General features: G+C 57.8%; 24 protein-coding genes and 2 tRNA genes. 20 read left to right on the top strand and 6 right to left on the bottom strand.

All coding sequences use genetic code 11. The annotated features are described in order from the left end of the window. Positions 1-10 precede the first annotated feature (10 nt). Positions 11-1,267: a hypothetical protein gene (locus tag WNY61_RS10440; RefSeq protein ID WP_342851380.1), complete on the top strand. Its 1,257-nt coding sequence runs from the start codon at positions 11-13 to the stop codon at positions 1,265-1,267. Between the two features lie 75 nt (positions 1,268-1,342). Then, positions 1,343-1,831, top strand: a complete 489-nt coding sequence (locus WNY61_RS10435; RefSeq protein ID WP_007120087.1) for a hypothetical protein — start codon at positions 1,343-1,345, stop codon at positions 1,829-1,831. Positions 1,832-1,862: 31 nt separating this feature from the next. On the opposite strand, the gene WNY61_RS10430 is transcribed toward WNY61_RS10435, so the two are convergent. The 3 genes from WNY61_RS10430 to WNY61_RS10420 all read right to left on the bottom strand — a co-directional run bounded on the left by WNY61_RS10430 (position 1,863) and on the right by WNY61_RS10420 (position 7,462). Further along, positions 1,863-3,653, bottom strand: coding sequence for a tetratricopeptide repeat protein (locus WNY61_RS10430; RefSeq protein ID WP_342851379.1), 1,791 nt, complete (start codon positions 3,651-3,653; stop codon positions 1,863-1,865). Next, positions 3,646-4,269: a GNAT family protein gene (locus tag WNY61_RS10425; RefSeq protein WP_342851378.1), complete on the bottom strand. Its 624-nt coding sequence runs from the start codon at positions 4,267-4,269 to the stop codon at positions 3,646-3,648. Before WNY61_RS10425 ends, WNY61_RS10430 begins: the two co-directional genes overlap by 8 nt. Positions 4,270-4,528: 259 nt before the next feature. Next, positions 4,529-7,462, bottom strand: a complete 2,934-nt coding sequence (locus WNY61_RS10420) for an ABC transporter transmembrane domain-containing protein (protein ID WP_342851377.1) — start codon at positions 7,460-7,462, stop codon at positions 4,529-4,531. A 356-nt stretch (positions 7,463-7,818) separates the two neighbouring features. Between WNY61_RS10420 and WNY61_RS10415 the strand changes: the two genes are divergently transcribed. Both WNY61_RS10415 and WNY61_RS10410 read left to right on the top strand, forming a co-directional pair. Further along, positions 7,819-8,094, top strand: coding sequence for a transposase (locus WNY61_RS10415; RefSeq protein ID WP_342851376.1), 276 nt, complete (start codon positions 7,819-7,821; stop codon positions 8,092-8,094). After that, positions 8,094-8,576 (top strand): IS3 family transposase, encoded by a 483-nt coding sequence (locus WNY61_RS10410; RefSeq protein WP_342851375.1) that lies wholly within the window; start codon positions 8,094-8,096, stop codon positions 8,574-8,576. Before WNY61_RS10415 ends, WNY61_RS10410 begins: the two co-directional genes overlap by 1 nt. 189 nt (positions 8,577-8,765) lie before the next feature. Here WNY61_RS10410 and WNY61_RS10405 read toward each other — a convergent pair. After that, positions 8,766-8,855: transfer RNA gene (locus WNY61_RS10405), tRNA-Ser, on the bottom strand. Between the two features lie 247 nt (positions 8,856-9,102). On the opposite strand from WNY61_RS10405, the gene WNY61_RS10400 reads away from it, so the two are divergent. The 7 genes from WNY61_RS10400 (at position 9,103) to WNY61_RS10370 (ending at position 15,647) form a co-directional block, all read left to right on the top strand. Further along, positions 9,103-10,008 (top strand): SPOR domain-containing protein, encoded by a 906-nt coding sequence (locus WNY61_RS10400; protein ID WP_342851374.1) that lies wholly within the window; start codon positions 9,103-9,105, stop codon positions 10,006-10,008. 22 nt (positions 10,009-10,030) lie between these two features. Next, positions 10,031-11,221 carry a D-alanyl-D-alanine carboxypeptidase family protein gene (locus tag WNY61_RS10395; RefSeq protein WP_342851373.1) on the top strand — a complete coding sequence of 397 codons (1,191 nt, stop codon included), beginning with the start codon at positions 10,031-10,033 and terminating at the stop codon, positions 11,219-11,221. Then, the gene (tmk, locus tag WNY61_RS10390; protein ID WP_342851372.1) at positions 11,218-11,862 is read left to right on the top strand and encodes a dTMP kinase; all 645 of its coding nucleotides are present in this window, start codon (positions 11,218-11,220) and stop codon (positions 11,860-11,862) included. The genes WNY61_RS10395 and tmk overlap by 4 nt, the downstream gene beginning before the upstream one ends. Before the next feature lie 52 nt (positions 11,863-11,914). Further along, positions 11,915-13,027, top strand: coding sequence for a DNA polymerase III subunit delta' (locus WNY61_RS10385; RefSeq protein ID WP_342851371.1), 1,113 nt, complete (start codon positions 11,915-11,917; stop codon positions 13,025-13,027). Positions 13,028-13,040: 13 nt separating this feature from the next. Next, positions 13,041-13,847, top strand: a complete 807-nt coding sequence (locus tag WNY61_RS10380) for a TatD family hydrolase (RefSeq protein WP_342851370.1) — start codon at positions 13,041-13,043, stop codon at positions 13,845-13,847. Continuing rightward, on the top strand, positions 13,847-14,656 hold the full coding sequence (locus tag WNY61_RS10375; protein WP_342851369.1) for an MBL fold metallo-hydrolase: 810 nt from the start codon (positions 13,847-13,849) through the stop codon (positions 14,654-14,656). Before WNY61_RS10380 ends, WNY61_RS10375 begins: the two co-directional genes overlap by 1 nt. Before the next feature lie 61 nt (positions 14,657-14,717). Then, positions 14,718-15,647 carry an AEC family transporter gene (locus tag WNY61_RS10370; protein WP_342851368.1) on the top strand — a complete coding sequence of 310 codons (930 nt, stop codon included), beginning with the start codon at positions 14,718-14,720 and terminating at the stop codon, positions 15,645-15,647. Positions 15,648-15,710: 63 nt separating this feature from the next. Here WNY61_RS10370 and WNY61_RS10365 read toward each other — a convergent pair. Further along, a tRNA-Leu gene (locus WNY61_RS10365) sits at positions 15,711-15,794 on the bottom strand. Positions 15,795-15,927: 133 nt separating this feature from the next. Between WNY61_RS10365 and WNY61_RS10360 the strand changes: the two genes are divergently transcribed. Continuing rightward, a complete protein-coding gene (locus WNY61_RS10360; protein WP_342851367.1) occupies positions 15,928-16,449 on the top strand; it encodes a Hint domain-containing protein in 522 nt (173 codons plus the stop codon). On the opposite strand, the gene WNY61_RS10355 is transcribed toward WNY61_RS10360, so the two are convergent. Beyond that, positions 16,446-17,300, bottom strand: a complete 855-nt coding sequence (locus WNY61_RS10355) for an NAD(P)H-hydrate dehydratase (RefSeq protein WP_342851366.1) — start codon at positions 17,298-17,300, stop codon at positions 16,446-16,448. The two genes, WNY61_RS10360 and WNY61_RS10355, sit on opposite strands and share 4 nt — an antisense overlap. A 212-nt stretch (positions 17,301-17,512) precedes the next feature. On the opposite strand from WNY61_RS10355, the gene WNY61_RS10350 reads away from it, so the two are divergent. From WNY61_RS10350 to WNY61_RS10315, 8 genes are all read left to right on the top strand, one after another. Further along, the gene (locus WNY61_RS10350; protein ID WP_067266338.1) at positions 17,513-17,851 is read left to right on the top strand and encodes a P-II family nitrogen regulator; all 339 of its coding nucleotides are present in this window, start codon (positions 17,513-17,515) and stop codon (positions 17,849-17,851) included. 47 nt (positions 17,852-17,898) lie between these two features. Continuing rightward, a complete protein-coding gene (gene glnA, locus WNY61_RS10345) occupies positions 17,899-19,305 on the top strand; it encodes a type I glutamate--ammonia ligase (protein ID WP_342851365.1) in 1,407 nt (468 codons plus the stop codon). Positions 19,306-19,444: 139 nt separating this feature from the next. Further along, the gene (locus WNY61_RS10340) at positions 19,445-20,035 is read left to right on the top strand and encodes an exopolysaccharide biosynthesis protein (RefSeq protein WP_342851364.1); all 591 of its coding nucleotides are present in this window, start codon (positions 19,445-19,447) and stop codon (positions 20,033-20,035) included. An 85-nt stretch (positions 20,036-20,120) separates the two neighbouring features. Further along, entirely contained in the window at positions 20,121-20,351 is a 231-nt protein-coding gene (locus WNY61_RS10335) for a hypothetical protein (RefSeq protein ID WP_342851363.1), read from the top strand. A 141-nt stretch (positions 20,352-20,492) separates the two neighbouring features. Further along, a complete protein-coding gene (locus WNY61_RS10330) occupies positions 20,493-21,248 on the top strand; it encodes a lytic murein transglycosylase (RefSeq protein WP_342851430.1) in 756 nt (251 codons plus the stop codon). Between the two features lie 281 nt (positions 21,249-21,529). After that, entirely contained in the window at positions 21,530-22,135 is a 606-nt protein-coding gene (locus WNY61_RS10325; protein WP_342851362.1) for a hypothetical protein, read from the top strand. After that, positions 22,132-22,530 (top strand): phage holin family protein, encoded by a 399-nt coding sequence (locus tag WNY61_RS10320; RefSeq protein ID WP_342851361.1) that lies wholly within the window; start codon positions 22,132-22,134, stop codon positions 22,528-22,530. The genes WNY61_RS10325 and WNY61_RS10320 overlap by 4 nt, the downstream gene beginning before the upstream one ends. Further along, positions 22,520-23,794 (top strand): DUF3618 domain-containing protein, encoded by a 1,275-nt coding sequence (locus WNY61_RS10315; protein ID WP_342851360.1) that lies wholly within the window; start codon positions 22,520-22,522, stop codon positions 23,792-23,794. Before WNY61_RS10320 ends, WNY61_RS10315 begins: the two co-directional genes overlap by 11 nt. Positions 23,795-23,808: the final 14 nt, after the last annotated feature.

Below are 23,808 nucleotides of genomic sequence, written 5' to 3'. Positions count from 1 at the left end.
AAGCAAATCCATGCAGGGCACGCGGTTCCGACTGTTCCCTCAACCCCAATTTCTGAAAGATTTTTCAGAGCCAGAAATTGTTCTTGTCTCATCCGTCGCAGGGAGCCTTGGGCCGGGCCCCTCGGATGATCGCATGTATGCAATATTTCCCATCGGTAAGACCGATCCCTATGGCATTGCGCCCGACGGTTCTGCGGTTTTGACACCTGCATGGCAGGGACAAGTTGAGGATCCTGCATATCCTGACGAATACGGCAATTTCGACTACCTCGAACCTGGCACTCCACAATTCGAAACTGCGCACCTATTCGGAACTGTTCGATTTGTGATGGATATTTGGGAGGGATATTTCGGGCGGGAGATTCCTTGGCAGAGCGATGGCACTTATGACCGCGTCGAACTGACCATCCTGCCCTCGCTTGAAAACGCCTATTCCGGCTTTGGATTTCTTGAGATGGGCGGCGACCGTAGCGATGGGGGATATACACCCTTCAGTCTCAACTTTGATGTTATTGCCCATGAATTGGGTCACGCGATAATCTATTCTGAAGTCGGCGTCCCCGATCCAGAAAACGTGACCGGGGAGTATTTCGGGTTTCACGAAAGCGCTGCCGATCTTGTTGCGCTCCTCTCGTCGCTGCACTTTAACTCGCTGGTAGATAAACTGCTCGAACAAACGCGCGGTAATCTGTACACGCTTAACGCGGCAAGTCGGATCGCCGAACTGTCCGAAAACAAGCAGATCCGAGTGGCCGCCAACGACTCGCGGCTGAGTGATTTTGCTAAGGGCTGGGTCAAGGAACACCACCTAGCCCAGCCGCTTACCGGTGCATTCTTCGATATCTTCGTGGATATCTTTCATGAGATGCTGCTCGACTACGGTGTGATTTCACCTGAGCTTGAAGAGTTGTCCGACAAATTGTTGGCGACGCCTGAATATGCGACTGTCATGCAGGCTATGTTCGACGAAGCGTTTGCCGCCAATCCGGCAGCGTTTAAACTGGCCCTGGTTGATGCGCGTGACATCTTGGGGACCTATCTGGCGGACACCTGGAAAGAGTTGAAAAATGTTCAACTCGATTTTGTCGAAGTGGCTGATTTATTCGTGGAAATTGACCGCCGGCATACGGGAGGCCGATTTGCACGGCTGATCCGCGGCAACTTTGATATGCGCGACATCGGCTATGTGAAAGTCGGGCCACAACTCCAGCCGCTCGACAAGGGCAGCCACGCAAATTCCGTGCGGACTATGGTGCCGATGGACTAAAACGGAATACTGCGCTACCATTTCAATGCTTTAGGTTGAATTTTCTTCCAGAATTCTCATTTAAGGAATGTCGCTATGAAAGAGTCAATCCACTCCTCAGCAACGATCGTTATATTTGGTCGCGTGGTTGATGATTTGCAGGTGAGCATTTCTGCGGAAGACAAAAAGGCAAAGAGAGACCCGAAATTTGCGCGGGCATATGGCTTTACTTTTGACGGCACGTATCTCGAACTGACGTCTCCTGTACTCTTTCTAGTAGATGGAAATGGCGAAGAGGCGGACGATATCGAGCTTCCGGGTCCCAATCCGCGCGATAAGAAGTTTTATGAAAACCTGCGCGCTTGGACGGTCAAGCGCACGGATGAGACGATCCGATTGGATGTTGATTCTGGTAGGTTCGAAAACCTTCTGCCCGATACCGGCGGCGATGGCGGGGCTGGCGTGTCGGGTGCGCGCGTATCAGGCGCTCGGGTTTCAGGAGCGCGCGTATCAGGCGCTCGGGTATCGGGTGCGCGGGTCTCGGGTGCTCGGATCAGCGGTGCACGCGGAGATGCCAGCGACTGATTCAATTAACGTTTGCTGGCCTTACTATTCTTTATAGTCCAGCACGTTTTAAGCCTTCCAAAAAGTGCTCAACGTCTTCTGGGTATTTGTCCGGTTGGACATCGGCCCAACGTTCGGCCGCAAAGTCCGGATGCGCTCTGCGTACCCGATCCGCTTCGGACTGGGCTTCGTCTTTTCGCCCAAGGTACGCATAGGAGGCAGCTAATATCCGTCTTCCTTCGGTCGGATTTTGCATCTTTTGGATTGTTTTGATTGCTTCATCATAGCGCTTAAGGTTGAAATATGCCCCCCCGAGGTGCCAGACATATTGATCAGGGTAAAATGGGTTGAGCCGCATAGCTTTCTGTAAAAGATCGATGGACTCTTCTGACCGACCTGAATGCGCTAATGCGTCAGCCATGTCGGACATCACATTGGCATCGTTGGGGTTCAATTTCAGAGCACGGTCATAGGCATTGAGCGCCGCGTCATGCTCCTTCCGGTAAAGATGTGCAAAGCCCAACTCGCCGAACCCGCGCGCATCGCTTCCATCCATTTCAATGGCGCGCTGCGCAAATACTAGGGCTTCGTCAAGCGAGTTCGCGGTGTCCTCAGACCAGTCGTAGCGCCAGATTAAATTGGACGTCCGCGAACTTGCGGCGTAGGCTCGTGAGTACGAACTGTCACTCTCCAAAGCGGCCTCAAACAGCGAGCGGGCGTTTTGCACGTCTTTTTGGGTGTACCGTGACAAATACCTTTCACCCTTGAGCACTATCCCATAGGCCAGCAAATTTGCGGGCGGCAGCAGGCGCGTTCGTTCTTGTTCAGTAACCTCGATTTGGGCCGCTGTCGCCGACACGATGACTTGATTGATTTCGTCCTGCAAATCAAAGAGGTCTTCGATATTGCGATTGTATTGCTCGCCCCAAATCGTGCGGTTCAGCAGCGCGTCCAGTAGCTGGATGGTAATCCTCAGCCGGGCTCCGGATTTTCGGACGGACCCCTCTACAACGTAGCGCACCCTCAGTTCGCTTGCCACTTGCTTTGGCGCTTTGAGCCGGTCGCGATACATGTAAGCGGAATCGCGAGAGATAACGAAGAGATTGTGAAAGCGCGACAGGCTGGTGGTTACGTCCTCCGTCAGGCCCTCAGCAAACCATCTGTCGTCCTCGCTGTTGCCCTGAAACTCGAAGGGCAGCACAACAATGGACTGATTTGGAATAGCCCTTTCCCGGTAGTCGACAGACTTGTTGATATCGCGCCTCAATCCCGGCGTCATTGCCGCGGAGGCCGGGTTTTCATGAACCTGAAAGACATCGACTGTTTTGCCGATATTTTTGAAATCCTGGCCGCCAAGATATTCGTACCCATATTGAAGGTTGTTGCTGACATGATCGTAGGTCGCGCCCGAAATGCAAATTCGTCCGGGATTTGAAAACGCCTCAATCCGGGCAGCGATATTGATGCTTTCACCCGAAATATCGTCTCCCTGAACAAGAACTTCGCCGAGATTGATGCCGAAGCGAAACCATATCTGTTCGTCTGCGGACAGGCTCTGGTTCATCTCGCTGCAGATCTTCTGCATCTCGACGGCGAAGGTGACGGCATCAACGGCGCTTTCAAAAATCATGAGCGCGTTGTCACCCGCCGACCCCTTAAATTCCCCAGAGAACGGAGCGATCTCGCTCCGAAAAATATCTAGCCGCTCTCGCACTGCGTCTGCGGTTCCCTCTTCGTCGAAGCTCATCATTCGGCTAAAGTTCGCAACGTCTGCGAATACTATTGCAACCAGCCTCCTCTTCTTTCTGGAGGTCGAACGCGCTGATGCTTTGAGCTTACTCACCTGCGTTCGTCCAGCATGTGGGCTTGAACACGACCTTGGAATTCTGCGTTAATGCTTCAAAAACCGACTTCCGTGTTTGCTCCCACTCAGAACTAAGCAACCCGGCAATAATGACATCACGCCTTTTGCCGTCCGAGAACCACCCCCCTCGAAACCGCCCCTCTTCCTGAAATCCTAGCGAGGTGAGAGCGGACCGGGTCGCTGAATTGTCTTCTCTGTAATAGGTCGACACCCGGTATAGCCGGAGCTGCCTGAACGCGAGTTCCAGCAGGCTGATCGACATGGCCGTCGCAAGGCCTTTCCGGCGAAACTGCCGCCCCACAAATGCGGGAACGATGGCATCACCGTGGATGTAATTGATGGCCTCCAGTCCCGCGATGCCCGCTGGCCGCCCATCAGCGCTGATCGCGATGAACCAAAAGGCTGTCGGGTTGGTCGCGTACTCCAACGACTTTTTCCAGCTGCCTTTCATAGCGTCCAGATTTGTTGGAATGGGATTGCTTCGCTCAAACAGCGCTACATCTTTGAAGTCCCAAAACCATTCGGAAAACGTCGATATATCGTCCAAAGACATCGGGCGGAATGTAAAGCAATCAACACTTGGTTTAGCAGCCATACGGTTTCGCCCCAGTCTTTCCGGCCAATCGAAGGGAAACCAATCAAGCAGTCGGAAAAGTTTGGTATGACACCCGCGTGGCACTCACTAACACAGTTTTCTGATGTAACTCCAACTGTACCTGTTTTTGCGTCCTGATGCCAACTTTCATCGCCTGTCGACCGCGGCTCGAACGCAAAGGATCGGTTTTGGGGCGACCTGAGCCCCGGCCTCACGAATGGTTTAGTGAGATGTACGACTGCATCCCACGGTACCGCGGCTAGACGTAGCCAGCTACGACCTGCAAAAGCTTGTAGGCGGTAGGCGCGTCGTTTTTGACCACCGCAAAGAAATCTTCCGCGCTGATGCGCAGGCATGTTAGATCGGTTGTTGCGCGCATATCGAGGGCCCGTGGCACGCCGCGGATTAAACCAAGTTCCCCCACGAGATCGCCCGGTGACGAAACAGTGACAATTTGGTTGTCGCCATCTTGTCGGGGGTCCAGCAACTCCGCCGTCCCTTCCAATATCAGAAATGCGCCAATCGACGGGTCGTCGCCCTGACGAAAGACGTAGTCGCCGGCGGCGGCATGATACCAGCGTGCCCCAAATGCAAGCAGTTGCAACTGCTTGCGCGCGAGACCTGAAAGCAATTCGGCGCGTTGCAGCGCGCGCAGTTTCCGCGCCATATCTGCGCTGAACGTCTGATGTTTCTCCCCCTCCCCATCGCTGACCATGCCAGACAACCGCCCTTGCTGCATGAGGAAATGATGGTCGAATCTTTCGGGTAGCGCGATATCAGAGCCTAAACAGATGATTATGGTTTGGGGTAAAAGATTGCGGAGCTGAACGTGCAAGTTTTTGCTAATTTCCGCATCGAAACTCGCAAGCGGTTGGTCAAGTATCAAAACATCTGGCCGCTTGACAGTCGCCCGGCCCAGAGCGACCGTTTCGGAAAGCATTGCTGACAAATTCCTCCCCCCCAAGGAGACTGGGAGATAGAATAATTGTCCTAGAATAGCCCCCTGCAGCCCAGCAGAGCGCAGCCGTTTCCCGACGAGCGACAACAGAGCTTTGGCGTTTACGCCATCTTTGATTTTGCCGAACAAGGCGTTCTCAAGAACGGAGAGCCCTTCAACCGGTGCATCGGTGCTCAGCGGTACAAATATGTCTTGGGTTGTTTCTTGTAGGGTGGCGGAATGTGCGCGACGCATTTGCAAGACCCGCGTCATAATATCAGCAGGAAATGCCGGGCCGATTTTCTCCGCGGGGATTACAAGAGGAACAGCAAGCAACTGTGCTTTCTGACTTAATGACAGAGGGGCGCCCCGGCGGTAGACGGGCAAGAGTTCCAGCGCCGCTTCAAAAGACGATGGTTGCAGGCCGAGCTTGCGAAACAGAGGGTGATCGGTACCGTCTACTCCAAAGATTTTATCCAAGAGATCAACGATATCTGCGGCCAGCTGAAGTAGATCGTCCTCTAGGTCCAGCTTGTCCAAAAGCAACGCAAAGGATGGGTGGTCAATCAGGACCTGCGCTGTGACGGGGACCAACGGCATCGCAAAAATCAGGTTTTCTGCCACCGGCAATGCGGGGTTGTATGTCGTTTCGTCGAAAAAGGCGACCTGATCCGCCAGTCCGGCACCGCGCACTTCTGTGGCAATTTCCGCGCGCAGATCGGTGAGTTTGCGAGCAAGTTCGGGATGCCGCTTTGGGAGCAACTTTTGCTCAATGGCACGATCTAACAAGAAATCATTCAATCCGATACTGGTAATCAGTTCGATCCACCAATCTTGCAAGGCTTCGATGTCGGTTACTTTCGCGGCAGCAGCGTCAAGCCATGGCACATCCAGCGGATCGGTGCTGTTACCAGTGCGCTCACTCTCCACAATAACTGCCATATCAGGTGGCGGAACCTGTGGCCCGGTGAGCAGCGCCATGTTGAAGTTGTCGCCCAACAGGCCCTCAAACAGGACGGGTGCAGTGCCAACGTAGCCGATCCGGCTAGCGATTGTTATTTGATGGAGCGCGCTGAGGTTTTGGCCCGCGATGTGGACCTGGCCGTGCGATGGCAGAAGTTCGCGTGTTAGTAACATCGACAAAGCGCGACGGTCTTGCTCATCCGGCACGGTGATGGCGATAGAGCTGGCAGCTGGGAAAGTGGCATTCAGATCGTTTAGAACGGTTGCCCCTTCCGCATCCACTACGCTAACGCCACGCAATTCGATGTCACCAACCAACTGCGGATTGTCCAACGCTGCGCCCTCAAATAGTGATGTATCTATCATCTGCTGCGGCGCGAAACGCTCAATAATCGTTTCCCATCGCATCGCCATATCCTGCGATTGGTTGTAGTAGATTAGAAGCTCTCTCCAAGGGCTAGAGAGATCTTTGTACGCTGCCAGGGCGGCCACCAAAGCGCCCACCGTGATTTCGCCCCTAATCGCCAGAAAGCCGCCAATCGTATAGAAAAGGAATGGCGTGAGTTGACCGATGAAGTTGTTCACGAACTTCATGAAATACTTTTTTCGATAGATCTGGAAACGAACGTGATAGAGGCGCCCCAGACGGGCTGAAATCATCGCCAGACGGTGGCGCCAGCCGCGGTTCAGACGCAGTGTCAGGGCACCTGCCGCGCTCTCCCCAATTTCGCTGGCGAGCGCGCGCACTTCAATGACGCGGGCCTTGTTCAGCACATTGATCTGGCGCTGCATCCTTGGAATAATCCATGCCTGTAAAGGGATCATGGCGCAGGCGGCGATGCCAAAGGCAAAGCTCTGGACAAATAGAAAGCCCAAAATCGTAAGCATCTGCCCCGCCTGAAGGATAGGCTGGGAAACCGCGTTCCCCATGAGCCCGCCCATCGGTTCAACCTCCGATGTGACCATGCTGACCAACTCACCCTGACTGGTGCGCTCAAAGTAGGGGGACGGAAACCGCAAAATCCGCGCAATAAGCGTATAGCGCAGCCGCCGTAGCATGCGCTCGGATAGCACACCGGTCATTGTGTTGATCCGCATTTTCATCGCGCCGTGGACCAGCACCGACGCTAAAAACAGGCCACACAACATCATTAGAAACGTGATCTGCCCGAACTCAACGCCCTGAACCGTAACGGTTCCGCCCTCCGCACCGATGGCATCGTTAATAATGCGCTTGGGTAGTTCGAGGGTCAGATACAGCAAAGGAAAGAGGACCAGCGTTGCCGTAAGCAAGATTAGCTGTTCGCGCTTCGAGAACTTCCAGATGAAAGCAAAGAGTGAGCGTTCGATACTCTATCCTTCCAGAGAAGTTCTGAACAAGCGTAGGTTTCACTCTACGGCACCCCTCGTTGTATTCCAAGAAAATGCGCCAGCGTGCCTATGTCGGACACCCCTCAAACCGAGCCGGCACTGTGCGGCAAGGGAAACGCTGCGGCGGATGCCGCAACAGTCTACTGCCTGCGCTCGCTGCATCGTTGACAGCACACCATCGACATAATCGGTCTGGTCTTGCATTGTGTTACTGAAGTGGTCCGGCAAATTCAGACAGCGTGCTAAGGTGTATCCAACCTTGAAGACAGGATACACAAATGACGAAGAGACGCAGTTTTTCTGACAAGTTCAAAGCTACTGTGGCGCTCGAGGCGCTCCGTGGTGACAAAACCGCGCAAAAGATTGCAGCGAAGCACAAGGTTCATCCAACGCAGGTGACTGCGTGGAAGCGACAGGCCATTGATGGGCTGACCGGGGTATTTTCCGATAAGGTCCGGCGGGCCGAAGATAACGAAGCTGAGGTCAAAGAGCTTCACGCCAAGATCGGAAAGCTGGCGGTCGAAAATGATTTTTTGTCACAAGGGCTGAAGTGATGAGCCCGACCGATCGCAAGGCGCTGATCAACGCAGACTGCACAGACCTGAGCTTGACGAAGCAGTGCAAGTTACTGAAGATTAGCCGGTCGTCGCTGTATTATACGCCGGTTGGTGTGAATGCTGAGACACTGGAACTAATGAATGAGATTGATCGGGTGTTCACTAAATACCCGTTCTTCGGCAGCCGCCAGATTGCAGCCTACCTGCCCAGAAACGGGTTCCACGCTGGCCGTCATCGTGTGCGTCGACTGATGGGCATCATGGGGCTACAGGCCATCTACAAAGGCCCTAATACCAGCAAGAAGCACCCACAGCATCGCATTTACCCCTACCTACTGAGAAAGCTGCCGATCACGCGACCCAATCATGTTTGGTGCAGTGACATTACGTACATCCCCGTGCGACGTGGCTTCTTATATCTAGTGGCGATCATGGATTGGGCCACGCGCGAGGTGCTGCACATTTGGAAAACGCGATAGCGCCTTGAGATTCAGCGTCCGAAACTGACAAGCCTCGAAAATTACTACCCCCTTACTTGAGAGATGCTCCGGAACCACAAAACTTCCTCAACCGTGGTCTTGTGACCAGTCTGCAGCCGGGCCCAATAAGGGGTCTAATATGACCACCACCACGCAGCTTAAGTGCCTGAAATTAATGATGTATCAAGCTGGCGGAGGAGGTGGGATTCGAACCCACGGTACGCTCTCACGCACGCCGGTTTTCAAGACCGGTGCATTCGACCACTCTGCCACTCCTCCGCAGCACGCTCCTCCTAGAGCGCTCGGATTGATTCGGCAAATGCACAATTTAGCCCACTAACCTTAATCACAACCTTGGGGAAATTCGCCGATCTACTGTCGGCGGTCTTTTCACAGCCGCTTGGGCGGGTTACTGTGCACCAAAGCCCCTCTCAAAGGGGCGCAGGGCGTGCCGATCCAACGGCGCGACATTCTCGCGGGACATTGGTCGCGGCGCGCGACGACAGCAGGCAAGGACATCAAAGGCATGAGCAGGGACAATCAACCGCTGCGCACTAAGAAACGCCGCGCAGCGGGCTTGGGTGTAAGCATTCTCGCACTCGGTTTGCTGGCAGGCTGTGAGGGCGGCGATTTCAGCTTGCCCTTCGGCGCAAAAGACGGCGCCAGCGCCCCGCGTAGCACATCGACCAAGCTGGTTGAACGCGACGTGGAAGCGCCTGAAGTATTCTCTGCCACCGACGAAGGGCTCTGGGACGGGCGGCCTTCGCTCGGCGGGGTCTGGGTGGCGCATCCGGACGTGACCGAGCCTGAGCGCGTGATCGTGCGCAACGAGGCCAACGGTAAATTCGTGATCGGCGCGTTGTTCCGGCGTGAGCGGGAACTGCCCGGGCCGAAGCTGCAAATCTCTTCTGATGCAGCGGCAGCGCTTGGCATTTTGGCGGGCGCTCCGGCGCCGCTGAATGTGACCGCGCTGCGCCGCGAAGAAAGTGATGCGCCCGAAGAGAGTTTTGAGGCGGAAAATACAGGTGATGCTTCGAGTGCCATCGCCGCCCCGGCGCCTGTGACAGCCACGGCGTTGGAGCCTGCCGCGACAGCCTCGGCGGGTGCGTCAGCCGAGCTTGCGACCAATACCACCCCGGTCGCTACTCCATCTGAGGCTGCAGCACCGAAACCGGCCCGCCCTGCGTCCAGCGCCAAGCTATCGAAACCCTACGTGCAGCTTGGCATCTTTAGCGTAGAAGCCAACGCCACCCGCACCGCCAAACAGATGCGTGGCGCGGGTATGGTGCCCACTGTCAAAGAAAGCTCTATCAACAATAAACCCTTCTGGCGCGTGGTGATCGGCCCCGCCACAAGCCAATCCGAACTCGACAGCCTTCTCAAGAAGGTCAAAGCTGAGGGCTTTACCGACGCCTACGCCGTGTCGAACTGACAAACCGGAGGAAATGCTTCCTATGATCCGTCTTTTTGCCGCCGCCGTGGCACTGGTGTTAACGCTCCAGCCTGCCGCCGCCTTCGACACCCGCGCCACCGCCGCCTATGTGCTGGACCAGACGACCGGCACCGTATTGCTGGCCAAGAACGCGGACGAGCCGCTGCCGCCTGCGTCGATGTCCAAGCTGATGACGCTTTATATGGCGTTTGAGGCCGTCGAGCGCGGCAAGCAAAACGGCGGGCTTGATCTGGTTGAGGAATTGCCCGTGTCAGAACACGCCATGTCCTATGGCGGCTCGACCATGTTTCTGGATACCACCGACCGCGTTTCCGTCGAAGATCTTATCCGCGGCGTCATCGTCCTATCTGGCAACGACGCCAGCGCCGTGATCGCTGAGGCACTCAGCCCCGATGGCACGGAATACGGTTTCGCCCGGTTGATGACGCAGCGCGCGCAGCAGATGGGGATGACCAATTCTACCTTCGCCAATTCCAACGGTTGGCCGCAGGCAGGGCATTTGATGTCGGTCCGTGACCTTGGGTTGCTGGCGAACCGGATCATTTCTGACTATCCGCAATTCTACCCGCTCTTTGCCGAACGTGAGTTCGCGTTTGATGGCCGCGCGCCGCAGAACAAATCAAACCGCAACCCTTTGCTGGGCCTTGGCATCGGCGCGGATGGGCTAAAAACAGGTCACACAAACGAAGCGGGCTATGGACTTGTTGGGTCTGCCAAACAAGGTGATCGCCGCGTGATTTTTGTACTGTCGGGTCTCGACAGCGCTGCCGCCCGCGCTCAAGAGGCTGAATCCGTGGTCAATTGGGCTTTCCGTCAGTTCACTCAGCGCGATTTGGGCCAAGCAGGCAAGCAGATCGCCAATGCCCCTGTGGCACTGGGCACGACACAATCCGTAGGGCTGGAGCTCAAGGACGATCTGTCAATGCTGGTGCCTGTTACTGGTGGTGATGAGATCGCTGCTGAAGTGATCTATACGGGCCCCTTCCAAGCGCCAATTACCAAGGGCGATGAATTGGGTGAGTTGGTGGTGGACCGCGGCGAACTGCCTGCCCTGCGCGTGCCGCTGGTGGCCTCTGCCTCCATCGCGCCGGGCGGGTTCATGGTAAAGATGACTGCCGCGGCGCAGCACCTAATGAACCGCCTCAACGCGGGTCCGCAGGCGGTACCTGCGGTAGAAGCAGAAGCTTCGTGACGCAGGCAGAAAAGGCCCGCAGATCGGGCCTGTTTGTTACGTTCGAAGGCATCGACGGCTCCGGCAAATCCACTCAGGCGCGGCTTTTGGCCGACCACCTCAGAGCACAGGGGCATGACGTGGTCTTGACCCGCGAGCCGGGCGGCAGCCCCGGGGCCGAGGAAATACGCGCGCTTGTGTTGCAAGGTGATCCGGATCGCTGGTCGGCACAGACGGAAATCCTGCTCTTCACCGCCGCACGGCGTGATCATCTGGAACGGACCATTCGCCCGGCGCTTGACGCTGGCAAGATCGTGATATGCGACCGTTTTGCCGACAGCACCCGGATGTACCAAGGCCTGTCGCGTGGGGATCTGCGACAGATGGTCGATGATCTGCACGCCCTGATGATCGGGGTAGAGCCTGACCTGACCATTCTGATCGATATGGACCCGGCGAATGGTCTCGAACGCGCCCTGTCGCGACAGACAGCCGAGGAGCGTTTCGAGGATTTCGGGGTCGAGCTGCAGGCGAAAATGCGCGCCGGTTTTTTAAATCTTGCCAAAGAATTCAGCGCCCGTTTTCACGTGATCGATGGCGGCCGCGGGATCGACAGCGTGGCGCGCGATGTGACCGCAACCGTTGCCGCGCGATTGGGCTGATCCAACCGCCCTGCCCGCTTCCCTCTGCGGCGAAACATGCTAGACCGATGCCATGACAGATGACGCCCCCCAACCAGACCGCGTGGAAGGTGCCCGCCACCCGCGCGACACGCCGAAATTGATCGGCCAAGGCGCAGCGGAGGCGGCATTTCTTGACGCGTTCAACAGCGGCAAACTGCACCATGCGTGGATGCTGACCGGCCCGCGCGGTGTGGGAAAGGCGACGCTCGCTTGGCGTATCGCGCGGTTTCTTTTGGCCACGCCCGACCCGAATGGCGGCATGTTTGACCTTCCCCCGGCTGAAACGCTGGACATTGACCCCGAACACCCCGTCGCCCGCCGCGTGGCAGCTGGGGCCGAAGCGGGGCTGAAATCCGTGACCCGCACCATCAACCCCGACACCAAGCGGATGCGCAAGCAAATCGTGGTGGACGACATCCGCGCGCTGAACGGGTTTTTCCAAATGTCCGCCGCCGATGGAGGCCGCCGCGTGGTCATCATCGACGACGCCGATGAGATGAACCCTAACGCTGCCAACGCGCTGCTCAAAATGCTCGAAGAGCCGCCGGAGCGCGCCATTTTGCTGCTGCTCAGCCACCAACCCTCTAGCCTTCTGCCGACCATCCGTTCGCGCTGCCGCACCTTGCGGCTCGGCACCCTGGACGCGGATCAGATGGCCGAGGCGCTGGCCGGGTCCGGCGTGGAGGTCGAAGGCGATCCTGCAGCATTGGCGGAACTCTCCGGCGGCTCCGTCGGCGGGGCGCTGCGCCTGTCGCTGATGGGCGGCGTGAGAACTTATGCCGATCTCGTCGGACTAATCTCCTCCCTCCCTCAGATGGACCGAGGCCGCGCCATCAAATTGGCCGAAGCTGCCGCGCAACGCGGAGCCGAGACCAAGCTTGACCTGCTCTTTACCCTGCTCGACCTGCTATTGGTGCGTCTGGCCCGCACTGGTGCCACCGGTGCGCCGCCTGCGCAACCCGCCTGCCCTGATGAAATTGCCGTGCTGCAACGCCTCTCGCCCAGCCCCGCTCAGGGGCGCGCATGGGCCGATGCCGCGCAGCAGATATCTAAGCGCGCCCGCCACGGGCTGGCGGTGAACCTTGACCCTGCCGCGCTGGTCCTAGATACCCTGCGGCAAATAGGCCAGACGGCACCAAGATAGCCGAAAGGACAGCATGACCGACACGCCCCCCATCACCGACAGCCACTGCCACCTCGATTTTGAGAGCCTTGCCGCTGACCTGCCCGCCGTCATCGCCCGCGCGTCTGAGGCTGGCGTGACGCGCATGGTCACCATCTGCACACGGCTCAAGAATGAGCCGAGCGTACGTGCAATTGCCGAGGCGCATGATCCGGTGTTCTACGCCGCCGGCACCCACCCGATGTCCGCAGCCGAAGAGCCGCTGACTTCGGTTGATGAGCTGCTCGCTCTCACCCGTCACCCCAAGATGGTCGGCATCGGCGAGACGGGCCTTGATTACCACTACACCGCCGAAAGTGCCGAGGTGCAAAAGACCTCCCTGCGCATCCATATCGCGGCGGCCCGCGAAAGCGGCTTGCCGCTAATTATCCACGCCCGAGACGCGGATGACGATATGGCCCGCATCCTGCGCGAAGAACACGCGCAGGGCGCCTACTCTTGCTTGATGCATTGCTTCTCATCCTCGGCTGATCTGGCCCGTGCTGCGCTCGATCTGGGGTTCTATCTGTCGATGTCCGGCATCACCGCCTTTCCCAAGTCGCAAGAGCTGCGCGATATCTTTGCCGCCGCTCCGCTGGACCGTATCCTCGTGGAAACAGACGCCCCCTACCTCGCCCCGCCGCCGCATCGTGGCAAATCGAATGAGCCTGCTTTTACAGCCCATACCGCCCGCCGCGCAGCGGAAACCTTCGGTCTCGATTACCCTGAGTTTGCCGTCCGCACGCAGGAGAATTTCGAGCGTCTATTCACCAAAGCCGCAGCGTGGGAGCCGACACGCTGATGGCTGAACTGCGCGTTACCATCTTGGGCTGCGGCTCCTCGGGTGGCGTGCCCCGGATCGGGGGCCACTGGGGGGCCTGCGACCCAAATGAACCCAAAAACGCCCGCCGCCGCTGCTCGATTCTCGTGGAGCGCGTGACCGAAAGCGGCACCACGACGGTGCTGATCGACACCTCTCCCGATATGCGCAGCCAGTTGCTGGATGCGGGCGTTGGGCGGCTTGATGCGGTCGTCTATACCCATGCCCACGCGGACCATGTGCACGGGCTGGACGATCTGCGCATGGTGGTAATGAACATGCGCGCGCGCCTGCCCGTTTGGGCCGATGGGCCAACACGCGACGCGTTGATTGAGCGGTTCGGCTATGCCTTCGTGCAGCCTGAATGGTCCAGCTACCCACCGATCCTCGACATGCATGACATTACCGGAGAGGTCAGCATTGATGGCCCCGGCGGCACGCTGAAATTCACGCCCTTCACCGTGGCCCATGGCAATATCGACGCGCTCGGCTTTCGCTTTGACGATATCGTCTATCTGCCCGATGTCTCGGCCATTCCCGATGAATGCTGGCCGATGATGGACAACCTACGCTGCTGGATCGTCGACGCGCTGCGCCGCGACCCACATCCAACCCATAGCCATCTGGCGCAGACGCTGGAGTGGATCGACCGGGTTCAGCCTGAAACGGCGGTGCTGACTAATTTACATAACGATCTTGATTACCATACCCTCGCCGCTGAGACGGCGGATCATATCCAACCTGCCTATGACGGGCTGACCTTACATTTCCCCCTACCCCATTCTGACTAGGCAGCGCCGGGCGCGGGCCACAGGGTCAGCGCTTTGGCGAGCCCCTCAAAGGCCCATTTAAGTGCAAACTCTTATAGACGTCATCTTGCCGGTATTTCTGGTCATTGGCTTTGGATATGTGGCCGTTTGGCGCGGGCTCTTCCCCGTTTCAGGCATCGACGGGGTGATGAAATTCACCCAGAACTTCGCCATCCCCTGTCTGCTGTTTCAAGCGATCGCCCGCCTTGATCTGTCCAGCAGCTATGACCCGCGCCTGTTGGGCAGTTTCTATGGTGGTGCGGCGATTTGTTTCGCACTTGGGATCCTCGGCGCGCGGGTGCTGTTTCGCCGGGACTGGGAAGACAGTGTCGCCATTGGGTTCTGCTGCCTCTTCTCCAACTCAATCTTGCTCGGCCTGCCGATCACAGAACGCGCCTATGGCCCTGATGCGCTGGCCGGAAACTATGCGATTCTATCGTTCCATGCGCCCTTCTGTTACGGTCTGGGCATCACGGTCATGGAGTTTGTGCGCAACCGGGGTCAGTCGAGCCTGTCGCTGCTGCGCAATGTTAGCCGCGCGATGTTCCGCAACGCGCTGGTCATCGCCATCATCGGGGGTTTTGCGGTTAACCTCAGCGGTTTGCCGATCCCCGGCGTGGTCGATGACGCCCTTTCGCTGATCGTCCGCGCCGCATTACCTGCTGCCCTTTTTGCGCTTGGCGGCGTGTTGCTTCAGTACAAGCCCGAAGGCGATATGAAGGCTATTTTGATGGTCTGCGCCATCGCTTTGCTGGTGCATCCTGCGCTGGTCTGGACCTTTGGCACAGCCCTTAACCTGCCCGAAGCGGGCTTCCGGTCAGGTGTGCTGACAGCAGCCATGGCACCGGGGTTCAACGCCTATATCTTCGCCAATATGTACGGCCGCGCGCGGCGTGTAGCAGCCAGTTCGGTGCTGATCGCCACCGGCAGTTCGATCCTGACAGTTTGGCTGTGGCTGACCGTGCTGGGCTGAGGATGCAGTCACCCTCGGCTCACCGCTGGACGCCATGATGAATTCGACAATTTGGGGAGTAAGTGGTGCGGGTGAAGGGACTCGAACCCCCACGCCATAGGCGCCAGAACCTAAATCTGGTGCGTCTACCAATTCCGCCACACCCGCACTGCACCAACCGGTGCCCGCGCTGATTAGCAAACCCGTGCGACATATGCGAGAGCAAAAAACACAAGACATTAACTAGATGTTTGCATATGGTCGAACATACCTGAGGCAGGTACAACAGAAAGAGACGCCCATGAAACCGAATACGGTCGGGTGCGTTAGCGGCGAAGATCGCCGTGCGGGCCAATTTTCCCCGTATGCTGCGCTAGACACGGGTCTTGTGCAGGGCGCCCTTATTTTGACATTGGATGGTGAGATCCCGGTTGAGTATATCTCTGTCGGGGATCGGGTCATTACACGCGACAGCGGTTTTGCGAAAATCATGCATATTCAGCGCTCTACCCGGAAAGTGCGACGCATTGCGCTCGCGGCTGGGTCATTAGGCCATACGCGGCCCGAACGTGATGTGCAGCTTGCCGGGGATCAAATGGTCCTTATTCGGGATTGGCGGGCACGCGCGCTTTTCAACGCCGAACGCGCATTGGTCGCGGCGCGAACCTTGGTAGACGATGAATTCATCACCGATTTGGGTGAAGCAGAAACAACGTTGATCCAGATTTTCTGTGACGGGCCGCATATTATCTACGCCGACGGGCTTGAACTTGGCACCGCCGATGCCGCCCGTGCCCGTGGCGCAGTGCTTCACGCCGCTTAAACGTTTAATTGCCGCAGCACCTGCGGCAACAGATCTGGTAAGTCTTCTGCGATCAGCCCCGGCCCGTGGGTCAAAGCCGCTTTGGCGTGCAACCAGGTGGCCAGTGACGCGGCCTCAACCGGTGCAACCCCGCGCGCGATAAGCCCTGTGATGAACCCCGCCAACACGTCACCTGCTCCGGCGGTGGCCAGCCACGGGGTCGCGCGGTCATGGGGGGCGCGGTGGCGCCTTACCTCTCCTTCGGGCGTGGCGATGATTGTTTCCGGCCCTTTCAGCAAAACCACGCAGCCAAAACGCGCGGCTGCCTGTCGGGTCGCCTGCGCTTTGGCGTCCTGCCCCTCACCCTGAGCGGCATCTGCCAGATCAGGGGCCAGCCGCGCGAATTCCCCCATATGCGGCGTTAAGATACACCCCCTGTGAAGCCCTGCGCGCAGGTCTGTATCCTGCGCCAATAGGCTTAGCGCATCAGCGTCCAATACCACCTTGGGCGCGGCAAGGGCGGCCTTTACCAATTCGGCAGCGCGCGCCCCCAGTCCCAATCCGGGCCCGAGGCAAAGCGCGTTTATTCGGCTGTCTTTCAGTGCATCTATCAACGCCGCACCATCGGTAATGCGCTGCAGCATTATCGCCGTGACTTGCATTGCCACTTCAAGCTGCGCGGCAGGCGACACGCCTATGGTCACCGCCCCTGCGCCGATCCTGAGCGCCCCCCGCGCCGCCAACCGCGCGGCTCCGGTCCTGCCCGGACCACCAGACAAAACTAGCACATGGCCGTGCTCATATTTATGCCCCGGCTTTTTGCACAGCAGGGTGACATCAAGGGTCTCGCGGGTGATCTCTGAAATTCTCATGAAAAGGGATCTAGCAAGTGCTGCGCAAAGGTACAGCCCGAGGCCGTTTCACAACCGCCTAATTTTTAATCAATCTGCGCAAATTCTAATCGCCCCTTGGCAAATGCATCCCCTGCGCCATGTAACCCCCTGCCCGGCGCTGGACGTTACGCGGGCGGGATGCTCTGTCAAAAACCAGAGCATAATTGCGCGGGAATTGTCAGGGGAATACCATGAAAAAGATCGAAGCCATCATCAAGCCATTCAAACTCGACGAAGTCAAAGAAGCCCTTCAAGATGTGGGCGTTCAGGGTCTTAGCGTCATTGAAGTCAAAGGCTTTGGCCGTCAAAAAGGCCACACCGAACTCTATCGCGGTGCAGAATATGTCGTAGATTTCCTTCCCAAAGTGAAGGTTGAAGTGGTACTAGATGACGATCAGGTGGACGCAGCTATCGAAGCCATCGTCGACGCCGCCAAAACGGAGAAAATCGGTGACGGTAAAATTTTCGTCTCCCCTGTTGAACAGACAATCCGCATCCGTACCGGCGAATCCGGTTCAGACGCGCTTTAAAATCGGCCCCTTGGCCTAGACTACAAAATACCAAAAGGACCTACTCGATGGATACCCAGGAATTCCTGAGCAAAATCAAAGATGAAGGCATTGAATATGTCGACATCCGCTTCACTGACACCCGCGGCGCTTTGCAGCACGTTACCATCGTGAGCGATCTGGTCGACGAAGACTTCCTCGAAGAAGGCTTTATGTTCGACGGCTCCTCCATCGCTGGCTGGAAAAGCATCGAAGCCTCCGATATGAAGCTGATGCCCGATGTCAGCACCGCTTATATCGACCCCTTCTATGCCGAAACCACCATCTGCGTGCACTGCTCGATCGCTGAGCCAGACACCGGCGAAAGCTATGAGCGCGACCCGCGTGGCACCGCCGAAAAGGCCGAAGCCTACCTCAAGTCTTCCGGCATCGGTGACAACGCTTACTTTGGCCCTGAGGCCGAGTTCTTCCTTTTCGACGATGTGAAGTTCTCCAACAAAATCAACAAAGTATCCTACGAAGTTGACGCTTCCGACGGCTCGTGGAACTCCGACACCGACTATGAGATGGGCAACATGGGCCACCGCCCGGGCCTTAAGGGCGGCTACTTCCCTGTAAACCCAGTGGACGAAGCGCAAGACCTGCGGGCAGAGATGCTGTCGACCATGAAGCGCCTTGGTATGAAGGTCGACAAGCACCACCACGAGGTTGCGTCCTGCCAGCATGAGCTGGGTCTGATCTTTGGTGAGTTGACCAAGCAAGCTGACGAAATCCAGAAGTACAAATACGTGGTTCACAACGTGGCCCACGCCTATGGCAAGTCGGCCACCTTCATGCCCAAGCCAATCTTTGGCGATAACGGCTCTGGCATGCACGTCAACATGTCGATCTGGAAAGACGGCAAGCCCCTGTTCGCAGGCGACAAATACGCCGACCTCAGCCAAGAAGCGCTGTGGTTCATCGGCGGCATCTTGAGCCACGCCAAATCGCTTAACGCCTTCACCAACCCGACGACCAACAGCTACAAGCGTTTGATCCCCGGTTTCGAAGCCCCCGTTCTGCGTGCCTATTCCGCGCGTAACCGTTCGGGCTGTGTCCGTATCCCATGGACTGAAAGCCCCAAAGCCAAGCGCGTCGAGGCCCGTTTCCCCGATCCGGCGGCGAACCCCTATCTGGCATTCGCGGCCCTGTTGATGGCCGGCCTTGACGGCATCAAGAACAAGATCGATCCCGGCGAGGCGATGGACAAGAACCTCTATGACCTGCCCGCAGAAGAGCTGGCAGACATCCCAACAGTGGCGGGTTCGCTGCGCGAAGCGCTGGACGAGTTGTCCAAGGACATGGACTACCTGCTGGCCGGTGACGTGTTCACCCGCGACCAGATTGATGGCTATATCGCGCTGAAGACGGAAGAGGTTCTGAAATTCGAACAGACCCCGCACCCGGTTGAATTTGGCATGTACTACAGCTGCTAATTTTTTCGCCCCACTGGGGCAGTTAGCTGGAATTTGAAAGGGCGCGGGTCACACCGCGCCCTTTTGCATTTACGAACGTGGAACACAGGGTGCCCCACCGCGTTACCTTGGCAGTGCAGCGCGATAAGGGGTGCGTATTATGGCTGACGACTCAACGGCCCTTACGGATGTTGTTGAAGAGCTCGAAGACGCCTCCCAAGGAACAGATACCGTCAAGGTCGGTCATCTGATCGACGCGCTGGACCAGCGTGGATACGGCGCGGCCCTTGCTGTGCTTCCGCTGATGGAGCTGACCCCGCTCGGCGGTATCCCCGGTTTTCCTACCATGCTGGCACTTTTGGTGGCGATTCTCGTTCTACGCATGTTCATGGGCTATGAGCATTTTTGGGCCCCTGATTGGCTGCGAAACCGAAGCCTGAAATCCAAAAAGGTTTTGAAATCGGTTGAGTGGCTAAAGCCCATCTCAGAATGGATCGACGAAAAGCTGCACACCCGACTTGCCCCCCTTACCGGCCCCACGGGCCGAAAAGCGGCCAGCATCTTGATCCTTTGCCTGTGCATTGCGGTGCTCCCACTTGAGGTCGTGCCCTTCGCAACATCCGTGCCGATGGTCACCATCTCAATCTTCGGACTGGCGCTGCTTTATCATGATGGTTTGCTGATGCTGTTGGGTTTTACCGCCACTGGCATTGCGGGTTTTGCAGGGGCGACCCTGCTTCTTGGCGGCTAATCCTCTCGCGCGCCCTATCTTCGCCATAAATCAGCCACAGCGTTTAACCAATATCTAACAAAACCCTGCAGAGGACGCAGTTACGATGGCGATTTCCACGACCACATTTAACGAGCGGCTAATACGGCTCGAAGACCGCGCCAAGAAAGATCACAGCAAGCGACGCGGTGCAAAGCGCGGGCGCAACAGTTTGGTGGTATTGGTCGCGATCGGTGTGCTGGTGGCAGGGGCAAGCATCGCACAGGAAAGCATGCCGCAGTTTCGCGTATGGGCCGGGGCTGCCCTTGAACATGTCAGCGCGCTGTTGCCCAGATAACGGAAAAAGATTTTCATCCTCATCGATCAACTCAGTTGAACCGGTGTCCAATTGGGCTAACCTTTGCCTCGTACACAGACGCAGAGGGTCAAACTCATGATTAAATCACTTTTCACCACCACCGCGGCCATCTGCACGTTCATGGCAGCTCCTACCTTGGCCGCGCAGTGCGGGAACACGGCCAATGGCTTTGATGCATGGAAGGGCGCCTTTGCCCAAGAGGCCCGCGCCGCCGGCGTTGGCCAATCCGGCCTGAATGCATTGGCAAGCGCGCGCTATGCCAACGGAACCATTGCCGCAGACCGCAATCAGAAGTCCTTTAAATACTCATTGTCCAGGTTCATGCAGGTGCGTGGCGCGGATACGATTGTATCCCAAGGCCGCAAGCGCAAAGCCCGCAACGCTGGCTTTTACAACGCGCTCGAGCAGCGCTACGGCGTCCCTGCCGGCGTTCTTCTGGCGATCCATGGCATGGAAACGGGCTTTGGTGGATTCATGGGCGACAGCGCGGTTGTCTCGGCCATCACGACCCTGGCCTATGACTGCCGCCGTTCCGACTTTTTCGTGCCCCATGCCATTGGCGCTTTGAAATTGGTTGATCAAGGCGCCATCACGCCCAGCACCAAGGGCGCGAAACACGGCGAGCTTGGCCATACGCAGTTTCTGCCCGGTAACGCGCTGAGCTACGGCGTTGACGGCAATGGGGATGGGCGTGTGGACTTTTACAGCGAAACCGATGCACTCGCCTCCACCGCCAACTTTCTGCGCCAGAAAGGCTGGCAGCCCGGTGCTGGTTATCAAGAAGGTCAACCAAATTTCCGTGTCATTCAGGCGTGGAACGCAGCGGGCGTCTACCAAAAGGCCATCGCGATCATGGCAGGCCGCATCGACGGCTGAACGACTTAATCTTTGTTAAACGGCGGCGCGTCCCACGGGGCGCGCCGTTTGCGTTTGTCCACCCCGCTATGCCCTTAGGTGCATTTAATCGCCGCAGACCAAGAGGTTCCCGGCATTCTTTTGAGTTTCGGGGGGAACCGCCAGCAGCGTCAGCCGTTGGGCTGTAGATGATATATTTGGCGAAGACGAATGGAGGGACCCATGCACGGAATTTTCTACCTTATCGGCCTGATCGTGGTCGTTCTCGCGATCCTGAATCTCGTATTTTAATGGAGGTCACCATGCCCGAAGACAAGAATACACAGACACAAAGCAGCACCGCTAAACAGCAAGCGACAGCCGCAAAAGACAAAGCCGCCGCCGCTGCAAGCAGTGCGACCGAAACAGCCAAAGCGCAGGCCCGTGACTTGGCCGACACTGTTTCGACCGAAGCCACCAACTATGCGTATCAAGCGCGCGACACGGCTGCGGATGAAGTTAAAGGCGTGGCCTCTGCTCTGCGCACAGCCGCAGACGAGTTGCGCAGCGGCTCCCCTCAGGAGCGTAGCTTTAGCCAACTCGCCGATGGTTTGGCCGATGTGTCAGAAACCATGCGCGATAAAGACCTCGGCGAAGTGGTGGGTGACCTGAACGGGTTCGCCAAGCGCAATCCACTGGTCTTCCTGGGCGGTGCAGCCCTTCTGGGCTTTGTGGCTACCCGTTTTGCCAAAGCCTCAAGCGATCGGCCAGCTGGTGGATACGGCGGGTCCGGCGTTGAGTATGACGATGACGACCGTATTGACCGGCCCATGCCCGGCACGCCGCCGACTGGTGCCGCAAGCACCGTTCCTAGCCGTGCAACCGCCCAACCTGCCGCGCCTACAGTCGTAACAGGAGATAAGGTATGACCACCGATAGCAATAAATCTGCCGGGAGCCTGCTGACTGAAGCGCTCTCACACGTAAGCTCGCTGATGCGCAAAGAGGTCGATTTGGCCCGCGCAGAAGTGAACGAAAATCTGCGGCACGCAGGCGTTGCCATTGGTTTGATCGTCGGCGCAGTCGTCGTCGCTCTGACAGCGTTGAATGTGCTGAGTGCCGCCCTCGTCGCCGCGCTGACCGAGGCTGGCATCCCCGCTGGCTGGTCCGCTGTGATTGTCGGCGTGCTGCTTGCGATCGTTGCTTATGTGATGGTCCAGAAAGGCACAAGCGACCTGAAACTGAGCAGCCTTGCGCCTACCCGTACAGCCAAAAACGTCAAGCGTGACGCACAGACCATGAAGGAGGTTTACGATGACAAATGACTCCAGAGATCCCGAAGAAATTGAACGCGAAATCGAACGGGAGCGCGCCGGTTTGGCCAATACGCTGGACGATCTGCAAGACCGCTTTTCGGTCGAAGGCATCGCGCGCCAGTTCTCGGACCAGTTCCGCGAGCACGGTGGCGACTGGGGCCGTTCGGTCTCTGACGCGGCCAAACGCAACCCGGTGGCTCTGGCCCTGACTGGCGCTGGCCTTGCATGGTTGGTCTTTGGCAGCGGCAACACCCGCGACAACCGTGGCTATGAGGGTCTTGATCGTGAGCGCGCGCACCCCGTGCCGGTTCCCGTGACAAACACCGACAACCGCCCCGCCGTGCGCGACGCCCGCCGTTCTTCTGCCCCTGCAAGCGCCTATGCATCCAGCTATGGCTCTGAGCGCAACGCAACTGACAACGTGCCCGCATGGGCCCGCGACGTACACCACGATGATGATGACGATGGTCGGGGCTTGGGTGATCGTGCCCGCTCTGCCGCTGGTAGCGTCAAAGGCGCTGCAGGCTCTGCGGCAAGTGGTGTCTCGGGTGCTGCAAGCTCTGCCGCTGGTGGCGTGAAGGGTGCTGCAAGTTCGGTTTCGGATCGTGCCCGCTCTGCCGGGTCCTCCGTTGCGAGCGGCGCGCGCTATGCACGTGATCGCGCATCTTACGGTGCAAGCTCTGCTGTCGACAGTGTGCGCAGCACAGCCAGCGGTGCCGCGAACAGCGTCCGCGACGGTGCCAGCGCTGCCAATGAGCGTGCACATGCGCTGCGGGATCGCCTGTCCGAAGGCACTGAGCAGATGAGCGCAGAAGCCCGTGAGCGGATCGTTATGGCCCGTGCCCGTGCAGTAGACGCTTGGGACGCTGGTGGTCGCTATGCCCGTCAGGGTCGCGAGCGCGCCTCCGACATGTTTGAAGAGCATCCCTTGGTCGCTGGTGCATTGGCGCTGGCTGTTGGTGCCGCCTTCGGCGCCGCCCTGCCCCGCAGCCGCACCGAAGACAACTATATGGGCGAACATAGCGACGCCCTCTTTAGCGAAGCCGAGCGTATCTACGCGGATGAGCGCGAAAAGCTTGGTAAAGTGGCCAAGGCCGCGACAGATGAAGCTGGCAAAGTTTTGAAAGAGACCAAAGCCAACGCCGATGCCGCAGCCGACGAAGAAACCGCCGCGGATGCCGCGGTGAAAAAGGCCAAAGAAAGCGGCCAACGCGTGGCCGATGCAGCGAAAGACGAAGCTGATAAGCAAAAGCTGGGCGACGTGAAAAGCTAATCCACTCACAGCCC

This window comes from Sulfitobacter sp. AS92, from assembly GCF_038900015.1.
GTDB lineage: Bacteria > Pseudomonadota > Alphaproteobacteria > Rhodobacterales > Rhodobacteraceae > Sulfitobacter.
This window is presented reverse-complemented; position numbering and strand designations above follow the sequence as displayed.